15 protein-coding genes are annotated in these 14588 nt (G+C 63.4%); all 15 read left to right on the plus strand.

Annotation, left to right across the window (positions count from 1 at the left end; translation table 11 throughout):
• The first annotated feature begins 6 nt into the window (after window positions 1-6).
• The 15 genes from pgsA to L8U58_RS02595 all read left to right on the plus strand — a co-directional run bounded on the left by pgsA (window position 7) and on the right by L8U58_RS02595 (window position 14551).
• On the plus strand, window positions 7-672 hold the full coding sequence (gene pgsA / locus L8U58_RS02525; RefSeq protein ID WP_269954625.1) for a phosphatidylinositol phosphate synthase: 666 nt from the start codon (window positions 7-9) through the stop codon (window positions 670-672).
• The gene (locus L8U58_RS02530; protein ID WP_034982005.1) at window positions 672-1616 is read left to right on the plus strand and encodes a phosphatidylinositol mannoside acyltransferase; all 945 of its coding nucleotides are present in this window, start codon (window positions 672-674) and stop codon (window positions 1614-1616) included. Before pgsA ends, L8U58_RS02530 begins: the two co-directional genes overlap by 1 nt.
• A complete protein-coding gene (locus tag L8U58_RS02535) occupies window positions 1613-2776 on the plus strand; it encodes a glycosyltransferase family 4 protein (protein WP_269954626.1) in 1164 nt (387 codons plus the stop codon). The genes L8U58_RS02530 and L8U58_RS02535 overlap by 4 nt, the downstream gene beginning before the upstream one ends.
• Window positions 2773-3414, plus strand: a complete 642-nt coding sequence (locus tag L8U58_RS02540) for a hypothetical protein (protein WP_338078536.1) — start codon at window positions 2773-2775, stop codon at window positions 3412-3414. The genes L8U58_RS02535 and L8U58_RS02540 overlap by 4 nt, the downstream gene beginning before the upstream one ends.
• 85 nt (window positions 3415-3499) lie before the next feature.
• Entirely contained in the window at window positions 3500-4402 is a 903-nt protein-coding gene (pdxS, locus tag L8U58_RS02545; RefSeq protein WP_141747037.1) for a pyridoxal 5'-phosphate synthase lyase subunit PdxS, read from the plus strand.
• Window positions 4402-5280 (plus strand): acyl-CoA thioesterase, encoded by an 879-nt coding sequence (locus tag L8U58_RS02550; RefSeq protein ID WP_034968221.1) that lies wholly within the window; start codon window positions 4402-4404, stop codon window positions 5278-5280. Before pdxS ends, L8U58_RS02550 begins: the two co-directional genes overlap by 1 nt.
• 20 nt (window positions 5281-5300) lie before the next feature.
• Window positions 5301-5891, plus strand: a complete 591-nt coding sequence (gene pdxT, locus L8U58_RS02555) for a pyridoxal 5'-phosphate synthase glutaminase subunit PdxT (protein ID WP_269954627.1) — start codon at window positions 5301-5303, stop codon at window positions 5889-5891.
• Between the two features lie 112 nt (window positions 5892-6003).
• Window positions 6004-6759, plus strand: a complete 756-nt coding sequence (locus tag L8U58_RS02560; protein WP_034968213.1) for a YebC/PmpR family DNA-binding transcriptional regulator — start codon at window positions 6004-6006, stop codon at window positions 6757-6759.
• Window positions 6760-6790: 31 nt separating this feature from the next.
• Window positions 6791-7354 carry a crossover junction endodeoxyribonuclease RuvC gene (gene ruvC / locus L8U58_RS02565; RefSeq protein ID WP_051893705.1) on the plus strand — a complete coding sequence of 188 codons (564 nt, stop codon included), beginning with the start codon at window positions 6791-6793 and terminating at the stop codon, window positions 7352-7354.
• On the plus strand, window positions 7351-7989 hold the full coding sequence (gene ruvA, locus L8U58_RS02570) for a Holliday junction branch migration protein RuvA (protein WP_043015195.1): 639 nt from the start codon (window positions 7351-7353) through the stop codon (window positions 7987-7989). The genes ruvC and ruvA overlap by 4 nt, the downstream gene beginning before the upstream one ends.
• A 15-nt stretch (window positions 7990-8004) precedes the next feature.
• Window positions 8005-9090, plus strand: a complete 1086-nt coding sequence (gene ruvB, locus L8U58_RS02575; protein ID WP_034968199.1) for a Holliday junction branch migration DNA helicase RuvB — start codon at window positions 8005-8007, stop codon at window positions 9088-9090.
• 25 nt (window positions 9091-9115) lie between these two features.
• Window positions 9116-9421, plus strand: coding sequence for a preprotein translocase subunit YajC (gene yajC, locus L8U58_RS02580; RefSeq protein ID WP_034968196.1), 306 nt, complete (start codon window positions 9116-9118; stop codon window positions 9419-9421).
• A gap of 150 nt (window positions 9422-9571) precedes the next feature.
• On the plus strand, window positions 9572-11482 hold the full coding sequence (secD, locus tag L8U58_RS02585) for a protein translocase subunit SecD (RefSeq protein ID WP_269954628.1): 1911 nt from the start codon (window positions 9572-9574) through the stop codon (window positions 11480-11482).
• The gene (secF, locus tag L8U58_RS02590) at window positions 11483-12811 is read left to right on the plus strand and encodes a protein translocase subunit SecF (protein ID WP_269954629.1); all 1329 of its coding nucleotides are present in this window, start codon (window positions 11483-11485) and stop codon (window positions 12809-12811) included.
• A gap of 45 nt (window positions 12812-12856) precedes the next feature.
• A complete protein-coding gene (locus tag L8U58_RS02595; RefSeq protein ID WP_269954630.1) occupies window positions 12857-14551 on the plus strand; it encodes an ABC transporter substrate-binding protein in 1695 nt (564 codons plus the stop codon).
• The last annotated feature ends 37 nt before the right edge of the window (window positions 14552-14588 follow it).

The following is a 14588-nucleotide window of genomic DNA, read 5'->3' on the forward strand; positions in this document are numbered from 1 at the left end:
TCAGCGATGCTTAGCGTGCACGGCCGCGGTCCCGCCGCGGTCATCATCGAACCGATCGCCCGGGTGCTGCACAAGGTGGGGATCACCCCCAACGCGGTGACCGTCTTTGGCACCATGCTGGCGATCGGTTTCGCACTGTGGTTGATTCCCACCGGACATCACTTCGCCGCGGCGGTGCTGATTGGCCTGACCGTGGCTACGGACATGGTCGACGGCACCATGGCCCGCATGCGCGGCGGCGGCACCCGCTTTGGCGCCACGTTGGACGCAACCTGCGACCGCCTCAGTGACGGGGCAATCTTCGGAGCCCTCGTCGTCTGGTTCGGCCTCCTGGATCCCGTCAACACCATCATGATGTGCGTCTGCCTGGTGATTCTGGTCGCCAGCCAGGTCACCAGCTACGTCAAAGCCCGCGCCGAGGCCTCCGGCATCAAGGTCGTGGGTGGCCTGATCGAACGCCCCGAGCGCCTCATCATCTCGCTCGTAGCCGTCGGCCTGAGCGGTCTGGGCATCCCGCACATCCTCGCTTGGGGCCTGTGGATCCTCGCTGCTGGTTCGCTGTTTACGGTCATTCAGCGCTTGGTTGTTGTCGCGCGTTCTGACGCCGCGTCTGAGACCATCGCCGCCCCCGAAGGAGCCCGCGAGTTCCCGACCGACGGGGGTGAGCAGTAATGCGCGAGCGGCTCACGGCCGCGGCCTATATTGCCGGCTGGAAGATCACCTCCAAGCTGCCGCAGCCGGTGGCGAAAGTACTGTTCGAATGGGGCGCAGACGTGGCGTCCAAAAACGGCAAAGGCCCAGAGCAGCTGCGCCGCAACCTGGCGCGCGTCGTCGGGCCAGAAAACGTCACTCGCGACCTGGTGCGCCGGTCGATGCGCAGCTACATGCGCTATTGGCGCGAGGCCTTCCAGCTACCAGCCATGGCAGGGCCGGAGCTGGCTGCGGAGCTGAACCGGAACTTCGTGCCCGGGTCGCTGGAGGCGCTGCACGCCAGCGCAGAATCCGGGCGCGGAACGATCATCGCGCTGCCGCACGCGGGCAACTGGGATATGGCCGGTGTGTGGCTGGTCCACCACTACGGGACGTTCACGACGGTGGCGGAACGGCTGAAGCCGGAGAGCCTTTTCGAGGCGTTCGTGGAGTACCGCGAATCGCTGGGCTTTAAAATCATCGCCCTAACGGGTGCAAAGGTACCGCCGCTGGAGCAGATGGAAGAAGTGCTGCGGGGCGGCGGGACGATATGCCTGATGGGGGAGCGCGACATGACCGGCCACGGCGTGCACGTGGACTTCTTCGGTGAAAGGACTTCCATGCCCGCTGGTGCGGCGCTACTGGCACAGCGCACCGGGGCTAACCTGTTCACTGCCCGCGTGGCTTTCCGTGGTGGGTCGACCGATTCGGATGCCGCCCGACGGGGCCAGCCCGAGACCTGGGAACACGAAACCACCCCGGTCGCCGTGGAGGGACGCGAGCTGCAGGACATCGTGCAGGAGATGGCCGATAACTTCGCTCGGGGTATCGCCATGGATCCACAGGACTGGCACATGCTGCAGCCTCTGTGGTTCGCCGACCTATCCGAGGCACGGCGCAAGCGACTGGGGTTGGAGGACGCATGAGGATAGGAATGGTCTGCCCGTACTCCTTCGACGAACCCGGCGGAGTACAGATCCACGCCATCGACCTGTGTACGGAGCTGCGCAAGCGCGGACACGAGGTCAGTCTGATCGGCCCGGGGAAGTCCACGGAGGGGCTGCCGGATTTCGTGGAGCTAGGTGGTTCCAGCATTCCGATCCGCTACAACGGCTCGGTCGCCCGACTGAGCTTTGGTCCGCGCACCAAAAAGCACCTGAAGCGCTGGATCCGTGATAATCAATTCGACCTGCTGCACATCCACGAGCCGAACTCGCCGTCCTATTCCATGATGGCTATGGCTGTGGCGGAGGGGCCGATCGTGGCCACGTATCATGCCTCTGCCAGCGAGTCGAAGATTCTGAAGGTAGCCCTGCCGTTTCTGCGGCCCTTCCTGGAACGCATCCACGGCGGTATCGCAGTCTCTGAGGAGGCGCGCAAGTGGCAGGTGGAGAACCTGGCCGGCGACCCGGTGCTGATTCCCAACGGCGTGGATACCTCTGTCTACCGGGAGGCTCGTCCCTTGGAGGGCCTCGGGCAGCCCGGTGTGGAGCGCCCCCGCTTGATGTTCCTTGGCCGTTTCGAAGAGCCCCGGAAGGGACTGCAGGTTCTGTTGGAGGCCATGCCGCGGATCGTGGCGGAGGTGCCCGATGTGGAGCTGATCATAGCCGGTGGCGGCGACATCGATGCGCTGGTCGAGCGGGTACGTAACCTGGGGCTTTCCTCGTGTGTAGGGCTAGGTCCTAGTGACGCCCACGTGCGCGTGCTCGGGCGCGTCAGCGACGCAGACAAGGCCAGCGCCTTGAGCGCTAGCGATGTCTATGTGGCGCCGAACACCGGTGGCGAGAGCTTCGGAATCGTCCTGGTTGAAGGCATGGCGGCTGGTGCCGCGGTGCTGGCCAGCGACATTCCGGCTTTCGAGGCGGTCGGTCAGCACGGCAAATCCGCCCGGCTTTTCCACAATGGCTCGGCCGATAACCTGGCGAAGCAGGCCGTGCAGCTGCTGCGAGAGGGAAACACCCGGGCGGAGCTCATCAAAGCCGGCGTGGCAAGGGCGATGGACTTCGACTGGAAAACCGTGACCGACCAGGTGGAGCAGGTCTATGACACGGTGACGGTGAAGGGGCGAAAGGTGACGTTGGCATGATCACGATTCCGGTATGGGCAATGATCGCCGCGCTAGTGGTGATCGTCGCGATCATTGTCGGCGTGTGGGCCTCTGGCATGGCCACCAGGCTGAACCGCCTGCACATCCGCACGGACTCCGCCCGCGTGAGCCTGGAAGGCGCGTTGCATTCCCGATCGGCCGTGATTGCGGCACTGCAGCCGGACCTGAGCCAGGAGGTGGCGCAGGTGAACCGGGTGGCACTGCGGGCCACTGACATGGGGGCACGCAGCGGCGCGGAAAACGAGCTGCTGAGCGAATTGAAACCGGAGGTCTGGAACGCCGCGAGCTTCGTGGAGGCCTCCTCGAAGGTGGATCTGGCCGCGCGGTTCTACAACGACGCGGTATCCGACACGCTCAGTGTGCGTACGCGACCGCTGGTCCGTGCCCTACGTCTGGCCGGTCGCGCCCCGCTGCCGGAATACTACGAGGCGCTGCTGTCCAGCCCTGCGCCCGCACAGGGTGACGCCCAACCCAGTGACGCCCAGCGCGGTGACGCCCAGCGCGGTGAGGCCCAGCGCGGTGAGGCCCAGCGCGGTGAGGCCCAGCGCGGTGAGGCCCAGCCCGGTTACGCGCAGGATTCCGCAGGTGAGGCATACTCTGTGGAGGGCCAGATTTAAGCGCCCGCCCGATAGCGTTTCCGCAAACTAGACAGGTTAGACTAGAGCAAATCCACATTTCTTGAAAGATGGGAAGTCAAGCATCGTGACTAATAACTCTTCTGCTGCCCACACTGGCACCGCTCGCGTCAAGCGCGGCCTGGCCGACATGCTCAAGGGCGGCGTCATCATGGACGTCGTTACCCCCGAGCAGGCTAAGATCGCCGAGGATGCCGGCGCTACCGCCGTCATGGCCCTAGAGCGCGTGCCCGCCGATATCCGCGCCGAAGGTGGTGTGTCCCGCATGTCCGATCCGGACATGATCGAGGGCATCATCAACGCCGTCTCTATCCCGGTGATGGCTAAGGCTCGTATCGGCCACTTCGTGGAGGCTCAGGTACTGCAATCCCTCGGCGTGGACTTCATCGACGAGTCCGAGGTGCTGACCCCCGCCGATTACAAGAACCACATCGACAAGTTCGACTTCGAGGTGCCTTTCGTCTGTGGCGCCACCAACCTGGGGGAGGCACTGCGCCGCGTCAACGAGGGCGCAGCCATGATTCGCTCCAAGGGCGAGGCCGGCACCGGCGATGTTTCCAACGCCGTGACCCACATGCGCACCATCCGTGCGGAGATCAACCGACTGACCTCCATGGCTGATGACGAGCTCTACGTTGCAGCCAAGGAGCTGCAGGCGCCGTACGAGCTGGTTCGCGAGGTAGCGACCAACGGCAAGCTTCCGGTTGTGCTGTTCACCGCCGGTGGCATCGCCACCCCGGCCGATGCTGCAATGATGATGCAGCTCGGCGCCGAAGGTGTCTTCGTTGGCTCCGGCATCTTCAAGTCCGGCAACCCGGAGCAGCGCGCCCGCGCCATTGTCCAGGCCACCCAGAACTACGATGACCCGGCGACCATCGCCAAGGTTTCCCGTGGACTGGGCGAGGCCATGGTGGGCATCAACGTGGATGAGATTCCGCAGCCGCACCGTCTGGCGGAGCGCGGCTGGTAATGGCAGATCACCGTCCGAAGATCCTTGACATCCTGGATCTGGAGCGCGTCGACCGCGACATTTTCCGCGGTAGTCCACTGCCGTCGAAGTTGGCTCGCACCTACGGAGGCCAGGTGGCCGCCCAAGCTCTGGTGGCAGCTACCCGCACAGTGAGCGACGAATTCAGCGTGCACTCCCTGCACGGCTACTTCGTCGGCCCCGGCAACCCCGACGCGCCGACGGTGATGTTGGTCGACCGCGTGCGCGATGGTCGATCTTTCGTTTCCCGTTCCGTTAAGGTCGTACAGAACGGCAAGGCCATCTTCATCATGCAGGCCAGCTTTCACATCCGGAACGACTACGGCCCCGAGCACTCCGATGAGATGCGCGCGGTTCCGGACCCAGAATCGATTGTGGTTGATCCGAGATCGCTGACCAGCATGCAGCGCCTGTTCCGTGACGAGTGGGCGGATTGGGACGTGCGGATTGTGCCACCGGAGGACTACGAGCACAACAAGTACACCGCCTCCCAACAGGTGGTGTGGTTCCGCACGAAGACCCCGCTGCCGGAGGTAGAGGGTTTGGACGCAGACACACTGCACGTCTGCACCCTGGCATACATGTCCGACATGACGTTGCTGTCCTCGGCGTTGGTTCCGCACCGCCCGGCGGAGTTCCAGGAGGCCTCGCTGGACCACGCGATGTGGTTCCTACGCCCCTTCCGTGCCGACGAGTGGCTTTTGTACGACCAGATTTCCCCGTCCGCCCACGGTGGTCGAGCTTTGACCCATGGGCGGATCTTCAACCAGCAGGGCGACCTTGTTGCCGTGGTTACGCAGGAGGGTCTGACCCGCAGCCTGCGCGACGGTGCCTCCTCGGTGCCTTTGAAAAAGCAATAGCTAGAAGGAGCAGTAGCGCTGTGATCATTGGTGTGTTGAGCGTGCAGGGCGGCTTCGTCGAGCACATGCGTAGCATTGAGCGCCTGGGCCACGAAGCCCGTGCTGTCCGCCGGATCGAACACCTGGAGGGCCTCGACGGGCTGATCCTGCCCGGTGGCGAGTCCACTACGATGTCCAAGTTGTTGGATCTCGGCGGAATGCTGGAGTCTCTGCGCGCCCGCATCGCCGATGGCCTGCCGGTGTTTGGTACCTGCGCCGGGTTGATCCTGCTGGCCGATCGGGTTCTGGATACTCGTGCGGACGCCCACAGCTTGCACGCGCTAGACATCACAGTGCGGCGCAACGCTTTCGGCCGCCAGGTGGATTCCTTCGAGACCCAGTTGCAGTTCGGGGATATCGAGACGCCGGTCGAAGCCGTGTTCATCCGCGCCCCCAAGGTCGAGGAAGTGGGCGATGGGGTCACGGTGGTATCCACCCTGCCCGATGGAACTATCGTGGGCGTGCGCCAGGGGAACGTGCTGGGATGCAGCTTCCATCCGGAGCTGTCCGAAGACGACCGCGTGCACGGCTACTTCCTACGGATGGTGGAAGGTCACCGCGCTGGGGTGTAGGGCGGTGCCGGCGTGGGGGCGTCAATAAAAAAGGCCATGCGCGTGACTGTCGGTGCAGCGGGAGGTCTAGTATGGAAGCGATACAGACGAACCCGACTACCGAAAGAGGACCATGTCCGGCCACTCAAAATGGGCAACGACCAAGCACAAGAAGGCTGCCAACGATGCTAAGCGCGGCAAGGAATTCGCCAAGCTGATCAAGAACATCGAAGTGGCTGCCCGTACCGGTGGTGGTGACCCCAGCGCGAACCCGACGCTGCAGGATGCGATCACCAAGGCCAAGAAGTCCTCGGTGCCCAACGACAACATCGAGCGCGCCCGCAAGCGCGGCTCTGGCGAAGAAGCCGGCGGCGCTAACTGGGAAACGATCATGTACGAAGGTTACGGCCCCAACGGTGTGGCCATGCTCATCGAGTGCCTGACCGACAACCGCAACCGCGCCGCCACCGACGTGCGCACTGCCATGAACAAGAACGGCGGCAACATGGCCGACGCGGGCTCCGTTTCCTACCTGTTCAACCGCAAGGGCGTGGCTGTGCTGGAGAAGGGCGACCACACCGAGGACGACATCCTGCTGGCCGTGCTGGACGCGGGTGCGGAAGAAGTCAACGACATCGGCGAGAAGTTCGAGGTCGTGTGCGAGTCTTCCGACATGAACGCGGTGCGCGACGCGCTGAAGGAAGCGGAAATCGACTACGACTCCGTTGAACAGGACTTCCGCGCCACAATGGAAGTTCCGGCCGATGCGTCCACGGCGAAGAAGGTGTTTAACCTTATCGACGCGCTGGAGGATTCGGACGACGTGCAGAACGTGTTTACGAACATGAACCTGTCGGACGAGGTGCTGGCGGAGCTGGACGGGGAGTAATTGGAACATCTGTGCTATTCTTTATGGCACGATGAGTACTCCACAGAATTCCGCCTGGGGCGCCCCCGCTGCTAGCCCGACCTCGCTGGCCGGGCTGCGCGTCATGGGGATCGACCCTGGGCTGACGCGCTGCGGACTTTCCGTGGTGCAGGCGGGGAAGGGGCGGGCCGTGTACCCCGTGGCCGTGGGGGTGGTGCGGACTCCCGCTGATATGGCGCTAGAGCAGCGACTGCTTAAGCTATCCGCCGCGGTAGAGCAGTGGTTCGACGATTACCAGCCGCATGTGGTGGCGCTTGAGCGCGTCTTTGAACGTTCCAATGTGTCCACGGTGATGAACACCGCCCACGCATCGGGCGTGCTGATGCTTGCCGCGGCGAAGCGGGGAGTGGACGTGCACATGTACACGCCCAGTGAGGTCAAGAAGTCCATCAGCGGCAATGGCCGGGCAGACAAGGCACAGATGACCCGCATGATCACCCGCATCCTGGGGCTCGGCGAGCCGCCGAAGCCACCGGACGCGGCGGATGCGTTGGCGCTGGCGGTTTGTCATTGCTGGCGAGCGCCGCTGAACCATCTTGTGAAGGGGAAACTATGATCGCATCACTGCGCGGAATCGTCATTGATAAGGGTCTTGATTACGTGGTTATCGAGTGCGCCGGTGTCGGCTACCAGTGCGCTGGCACGGCCACGACCATCGCGGAGCTGCCACGCGGCGAAGAAGTGTTCGTGACCACCGCGATGGTGGTGCGCGAGGACTCGCAGACGTTGTACGTATTCAAGGATGCCGACGAGAAGCGTGCGTTCAACACCCTGCAGTCCGTTTCCGGCGTGGGCGCACGGCTGGCACTGGCTATCCTGTCCGTGGTGTCGCCCGCAGAGCTCGCCGTGGCGGTATCCAACGGCGACCACAAGACTTTGCAGAAGGCCCCCGGAGTGGGCAAACGTCTGGCCGAGCGCATGGCTGTGGATCTGAAGGGCAAGGTTGCAGACTTCGGTGATCCGGCCGGCGAAGGCGCACTGGGAACTGCCGTCGGGGCAACCGGCACATCCGGCACCGGCGGGGCGGTGGCCCCGGACGTCCGTGAACAAGTCATCGAAGCCCTGGTGGGATTGGGCTTCACTGAGCCGAAGGCGAACGCGGCCGTCGACGGCGTGCTGGCACAGTGGCCGGAGCAGACCCCGCCGGATGCCTCCGCGCTGCTGCGCGCTTCCCTGGCCGCGGTGAAATAGGGGAGACTGTAGAGCATGAGCGATATTGAGCGCACCGAGTTCGAACTGCCGCCGGGCGTGGGCAACAACTTTGCGCCCAACAACCTCGCCCCGAACGAGCAGCTGAACCCTCAAGAAACCTCCGGGGATTCCGATATCGATACCTCCCTGCGCCCGAAGTCTCTAGACGAATTCATCGGCCAGCCGAAGGTACGCACCCAGCTGGATCTGGTCCTCGGCGGGGCGCGCTCCCGCGGCGTGGCTCCCGACCATGTGCTGTTGGCCGGTCCGCCGGGACTTGGCAAGACCACGATGGCCATGATCATTGCTCAGGAACTCGGAACCTCCCTGCGCATGACTTCCGGCCCCGCGCTGGAGCGCGCGGGTGATCTGGCTGCCATGCTCTCGAACCTCATGGAGGGCGACGTGCTCTTCATCGACGAGATCCACCGCATGGCCCGCCCCGCCGAGGAAATGCTGTACATGGCCATGGAGGACTTCCGCATCGACGTCATCGTCGGCAAGGGGCCGGGCGCTACCTCTATCCCCATCGAAATCGCCCCGTTTACCCTGGTCGGCGCTACGACGCGCGCGGGCATGCTCACCGGGCCACTACGCGACCGCTTCGGCTTTACTGCACAGATGGAGTTCTACGACGTCGCCGACCTCACGCGCGTCGTCACGCGCGCTGCGGGAATCTTGGGGGTTGATATTACTGGGGACGCCGCAGCGGAGATCGCCTCCCGTTCCCGCGGAACCCCGCGTATCGCCAACCGATTGCTCCGCCGGGTCCGCGACTTCGCGGACGTCAACGCCGACGGGAAAATCACCGTCGAGGTGGCGCGTGCCGCATTGTTGGTTTTCGACGTCGACGAGTCGGGGCTGGACAGGCTTGACCGGGCGGTCATTGAAGCGTTGGTGAAAGGCCATGGTGGTGGACCGGTGGGCGTCAATACCCTTGCGCTGGCGGTAGGGGAAGAACCGTCAACGGTCGAGGAAGTCTGCGAGCCCTACCTCGTGCGCGCCGGAATGGTCAGCCGCACACCGCGCGGGCGAGTGGCCACCGCGGCGGCGTGGCGCCACATCGGGCTGGAACCACCAGAGGGCACCATCGGGGTCTAGCGGGCGGTATGGCAAGATTGGCCTTATGCCAAATGACATTATTCTTATCGTCCTGGTCCTTCTGGTTTTCGTTGGTCTGCCTCTGATCCAGATCCGCAAGCAGAACAAGCGGGTGCAGCAGATCCGTGACTTCCAGGATCGCCTGGGGCCGGGCATGGTCGTGAAGACGACCTCTGGCCTGCACGGTCGCGTTACTCACGTGGGGGAGACCACCGTTGACCTGGAGGTTGCGAAGGGGGTTGTGACGACCTGGGAGAAGGTTTCGATCCTCGAGACCGTTGATGCGGTCGAGCCGGGCTCGCAGCAAGCTTCGCAGCTGACGGAAGACTAACGACCTAAGAATTACCTGCTAACTAGCGCCACGACGAGCGTCGGGTGTTTTCAATGCCCCAAGTAGGCGCTAGTATCACGGGGTTGGATTTTTCTAAGTACACCGGCCACGCCGACGGGTGCAGGGCTGGATTGTAGGAGACATAAAGCGGTGGCAAAGAAGCAAAAGAGAAAAGCTACGCGGGGTGGCTTCGCATGGCCGAAACGGGCGATCGCCGCATTCGTAGTGATTGCCCTGATCGTGTTGGGCTTGATCATGTTCACGGGCAACAAGTCCTTCGGACCCAAACTGGGCATCGACCTGCAGGGTGGCACGCGCGTGACGCTGGTGCCACAGGGCGATACCCCGACGCCGGAACAGCTCAGCCAGGCTCGAACGATCCTGGAGAATCGCGTTAACGGCATGGGCGTATCGGGCGCATCGGTGGTGACCGACGGCAACAACCTGGTCATCACCGTGCCAGGGTCGGACGCAGGTGAGGCTCGCACGCTGGGCAAGACCTCCCAGCTGCTGTTCCGCCCGGAGTCCCAGCCAGGGCAGCCGACGAAGGACTTCCCCAAGGCGCTGAAGGACATGGCTAACAGGTGGGTGGAGAACGGCATCATCACGCCGGAGTTCGCCAACGAGCGCCTGGCCAAGATGGCGAAGGGCCTCCCGCAGGCCGGTCTGAAGGTCGACCCGAAGGACATGAAGGTCACAGCCAAGCCGCCGGCGACGCCGAAGGACTCGGTGGAAGAGCAGGAGCGCCGCGACAAGCAGGTGGAGGTGCTGAAGGCTGACCGCCAAAGCACCGATGGCAACAAGCAGCAGGCTGCAGGCTCCCTGCTGGACTGCGAGAAGAGCGACCCCATGGCGGGCTCCGACGATCCGGCGAAGCCACTGGTGACTTGTAGCGACCAAGGTCCGATGATCCTCGGCCCGGCACCGCTACTCAAGGGCGAGACCGACGAGAAGCACGGCGAGCGCCTGACCGGTGAAATGATCGATACGAACTCGCAGATCACCGGTGGCCTGCAGCCGAACTCGGCGCAGATGGCCATCACCTTCAAGTTCAAGACCGGCGACAAGACTCCGGGTGGCGAGACCTGGTACGCACTCGGCCAGCAGATGCTGGGCAAGCGCGTGGCTATCACCCTGGACTCTAAGGTGATCTCCGCACCGCAAATCCAGTCTCCAACCCCTCCGGGCGAGGTATCCCAAATCACGGGTAGCTTCTCCGAGAAGGAAGCCCAGGATCTGGCTAACAACCTGCGCTACGGCGCGCTGCCGCTGAGCTTCGTCGGTGAGAACGGCGAGCCGGGCGGAACCACCACCACGATCTCCCCGTCGCTGGGAGCCGCCTCCCTGAAGGCCGGAGTGATCGCTGGCCTGGTTGGCCTGGTGCTGGTGGGCCTGTACGCCCTGGCTTACTACCGCGGCCTGGGCGTGGTGGCCATCGTCTCCCTGATCGCTGCGTTCTCTCTGGTGTACGGCTTCATCGTTCTGCTGGGTCGCTGGATCGGCTACAGCCTGGACCTGTCCGGCATCGCCGGCCTGATTATCGGCCTGGGCACCACCGCTGACTCCTTCGTGATCTACTTCGAGAGGATCAAGGACGAGATCAAGAACGGCTCGACCTTCCGCTCCGCCGTGCCGCGTGCTTGGCAGCGAGCTCGCAGCACGATCGTTACCGGTAACATCGTTTCCCTGATCGCAGCCGTGATCCTGTACTTCCTGGCCATCGGCGACGTGAAGGGCTTCGCGTTTACGTTGGGTCTGACCACCCTCTTCGACCTGGTGGTTGCGTTCCTGCTCACCGCACCGCTGATCATCCTGATGTCCCGCCGGGCGTTCTTCGCTTCCCCGAAGCTCAATGGCCTGGGCTCTGCGTACCGCGTTGCGGAGCGCAAGTACGGGCGTAAGCCCCACGCGCACGCTGTGAGCGCCAAGGAGAAGGCGAAGGCTGAGAAGTCGGCGTCGAAAGCAAAAGACAGCTCGACAGACACCGACACAGACACAGCAGACACCGCATCCATGGACGACCAAGAGTCCTCGACCTCCGAGACCAAGGAGGGGAAGTAAATGAGTAACGCTGAAACCCTAAGTGCGGCAGAAGCAACGACCGCTGAGACGACCACTGAAACGACCGCAGTAGCAACCCCGGTCGACGCGCCAGACACCCAAGCCGGTGGCTTCTTTGAAAAGATCTACAACGGCACCGGTGGCTTCCGCATCGTGCAGAATCGTGGGCGCCTCTACGGCATCCTCGTCGCTGTGCTCGTTGCCTGCGTGCTGTCTATCGCGGTACGCGGCTTTACCCTCGGCATCGATTTTGAGGGCGGTACCCGCATGACGATGCCGCCCGCGGGTGGAGCCACCGAGTCCAGCGTGTCCGAGGTGTTCGAGGAAGCAACTGGCATCGCGCCACAGTCGACCCAGACCGTCGGCAGCGGTGACGCGGAATCCATCGAAATCACGGCGGAGCGCCTGTCGGAAGAACAGATCCGCAAGGCACGCTCCGCACTGTTCAACGAGTTCCACCCGAAGAACAACGTCGGCGAAATCACGCAGGACGCAATTAGCGATTCCACCGTGTCCGAGTCGTGGGGCAGCAGCATCACCAAGAAAATGCTTATCGCCCTCGGCGTGTTCCTGCTGGTGGTGTTCCTGTACATCGCGATCCGCCTGGAACGTGATATGGCCGCCGCCGCAATTATCTGCCTGCTGATCGACCTGACTGTTGTTTCGGGCACCTACGCCCTCATCGGCTTCGAGGTTTCGCCGGCTACCGTCATCGGCCTGCTGACGATTCTCGCGTACTCGCTGTATGACACGGTGGTGGTGTTCGACAAGGTACAAGAGAACACTGCCGGGCTGTTCGGATCCACGCGCTCGACTTTTGCCGAGGAGACAAACCTGGCCATCAACCAGACGATCATGCGTTCCATCAACACGTCGATCTTCTCCCTCGTGCCGATCGCCTCTCTGCTGGTTGTCGCTGTGGGCATCATGGGAGTGGGAACGCTCAAGGATCTGGCGCTGGTGCAGTTCATTGGCGTGATCGCCGGTACGTTTAGCTCCATCTTCTTCGCCGCCCCGCTGTTGGTGACCTTCAAGATGCGCCAAAAGAAGTACAAGCAGCACGAGGCTCGAGTGGAGCGCGCGCGTTCCCTTGCCGTTGCTCCTACCGACGATTCTTCGGAGGATGACGCCGCAGTGGAGGCCGCCGAAGAATCCAGCGCACAGGACGAAGCAACCGATACTCCGGCGAAGCGCGGAGTATCTAGCCCCAACGCGAAGCTGGAGTCCAAGGCCGCGGACAAGAAGCGTGCGGTGGATGACTCCACCGAGGACTTCCTGCGCGAGACCGGCAACGAGGATGCCGGACGGTCCTGGCGCCCGGGCATGTAAAACGGTTGTCGGGAACGCTGGGCAGAAGAGTTGAGGAGGCAGGCAGTGATTCGCAGGCGGCGCGCAGCACAGCACACAACCACGGCCACCGCGGCGCTGGCACTAACTGCCGCGCTGACCGCGGGAGGTCTGGCGGCCTGCTCCGAGGGTAGCGGGCTGAAGCCGGCACCGGAGCAGTTTGGGTACGTGTTGACGAGCGACCTGGTGACCTCCAACGCCGGCACCGCTGTCGGCGTGGCGACGGATGCTGCGAAGATTTCCGCCCGGCTGTACCCGGGGGCCTTCATCGCTGGTTCCAGAGGACAGAACCTGCCCAACGGGGACCTAGTGACGGCCAAGCCGGGCCAGGATGACCCCCGGCGGGTCGACTACACCATCAACGAAAAGGCCAGCTACTCCGATTCCAAGCCCGTAGTATGCGACGATTTTCTGTTGGCCTACCAGGCCAGCAAGCGCGCAGATCTCTTTAACTCCGACATGCCGCTGTTTGGGCAGGTAGAGCGCGTGGACTGCGCCGCCGGTGCGAAGAAGTTCAGCGTGCATTTCGCGGAGAAGCGGGGTAGCCGCTACCGCGAACTATTCGGCCCGGGCACGGTGCTGCCCTCCCATACTGTGGCGCAGAAGGCCGGAGTGGAAAACGTGGTGGCTGCCATCGATAGTGCCGATGAACAGGCACTGACGGAACTGGGCAAGGCCTGGCAGGACGTGTTTAACTTCCACAAGACCGACCCGGCTGAGGTTCCTACCTCTGGGCCGTACAAGATCGGCGCCCGGGAGGACAACGGGTCGTTGAAGCTGGAGAAGAACCCCGAGTGGAAGGGCGTTGAGGCCAACCAATCGCCGGTCTACCTGTGGCCGCACGACGCGGATGTGAAGAGCCTGGGGGAGCACAACCAGCTTTCCGTCGTGGACATCAACCGCGGATCCGGTGATAAGCCCGGCAAGCTCGCTGGTGACCTGGGTCTTAACGGCGATGATTACCGCGTGGTGGAGGCGCATTCCCAGCGCGTCGACACACTGCGGATCTCCGACCTCGGGATCCTGCAGGATCCGGCGACGCGCCGCGCCCTGAACTCCTGCATCGATCGCACGGCCATTGCGAAGACGGTGGAAAAGGACACCGGCGCTGCGGTGGAACCCACCGGCCTGCGAATCCTCGGCACGACCCACCCGTTGCGGGAGTACCTCGAGGACATCAACCGTCGGAACACCGCGACCGACATCGAGGCAGCCCGTCCGTCCCTGCAGGGTTTGACCATCCGGATCGGCTTCCTGGACAGCGTGCCGCGCTATCGAAAGATTTTTGACGCCCTCAAGGATCAGTGCTCCAAGGCTGGCGTGGAGATCCAGCCTGTGCCCCGGAAGGCAGAGGACTATGGACTGCTTGGCGTGGACTACGACGTTGCGCTAGACACCCGCTCTGCAGCGGGCAGGAATTCGGCGGTTAACGCCACGGAATCTTCCACGCTGAAGGAGATCCGCGTTGCGGAGCACACCCTGGCTGAGGACGCTCTGACGCTGCCCCTGATCACGGAACCGCGGACCGTCTTGGCGGAGGTGCATGCGGCGAATGTTCTAGACAGTTCATCCGACACTGGGGTGAGCTGGAACATGGACCGATGGGTCGAGGCCGATGAGCCCGTATCCACGGGGCGTGCTTCCGATGACGCGAAGGATACCGGGGACGACGAGGGTGCCGGAATGGCTACCGAGGAAAAATCTAAGGCGCCGGAAAAATAACCCTGAAGATTAACCCCGCCCTGCAGCGCCGAGCCTG

Source organism: Corynebacterium macclintockiae (genome assembly GCF_027570165.1).
Taxonomy (GTDB): domain Bacteria; phylum Actinomycetota; class Actinomycetes; order Mycobacteriales; family Mycobacteriaceae; genus Corynebacterium; species Corynebacterium macclintockiae.

Excerpts from the sequence above, each read along its gene's own strand:
- L8U58_RS02560 (WP_034968213.1), top strand. The coding sequence starts at position 6,004 with ATGTCCGGCCACTCAAAATGGGCAACGACCAAGCACAAGAAGGCTGCC.
- L8U58_RS02535 (WP_269954626.1), top strand. The coding sequence starts at position 1,613 with ATGAGGATAGGAATGGTCTGCCCGTACTCCTTCGACGAACCCGGCGGA.
- secF (WP_269954629.1), top strand. The coding sequence starts at position 11,483 with ATGAGTAACGCTGAAACCCTAAGTGCGGCAGAAGCAACGACCGCTGAG.
- ruvC (WP_051893705.1), top strand. The coding sequence starts at position 6,791 with ATGAGTACTCCACAGAATTCCGCCTGGGGCGCCCCCGCTGCTAGCCCG.
- L8U58_RS02540 (WP_338078536.1), top strand. The coding sequence starts at position 2,773 with ATGATCACGATTCCGGTATGGGCAATGATCGCCGCGCTAGTGGTGATC.
- ruvB (WP_034968199.1), top strand. The coding sequence starts at position 8,005 with ATGAGCGATATTGAGCGCACCGAGTTCGAACTGCCGCCGGGCGTGGGC.
- pgsA (WP_269954625.1), top strand. The coding sequence starts at position 7 with ATGCTTAGCGTGCACGGCCGCGGTCCCGCCGCGGTCATCATCGAACCG.
- L8U58_RS02530 (WP_034982005.1), top strand. The coding sequence starts at position 672 with ATGCGCGAGCGGCTCACGGCCGCGGCCTATATTGCCGGCTGGAAGATC.
- L8U58_RS02550 (WP_034968221.1), top strand. The coding sequence starts at position 4,402 with ATGGCAGATCACCGTCCGAAGATCCTTGACATCCTGGATCTGGAGCGC.
- ruvA (WP_043015195.1), top strand. The coding sequence starts at position 7,351 with ATGATCGCATCACTGCGCGGAATCGTCATTGATAAGGGTCTTGATTAC.
- yajC (WP_034968196.1), top strand. The coding sequence starts at position 9,116 with ATGCCAAATGACATTATTCTTATCGTCCTGGTCCTTCTGGTTTTCGTT.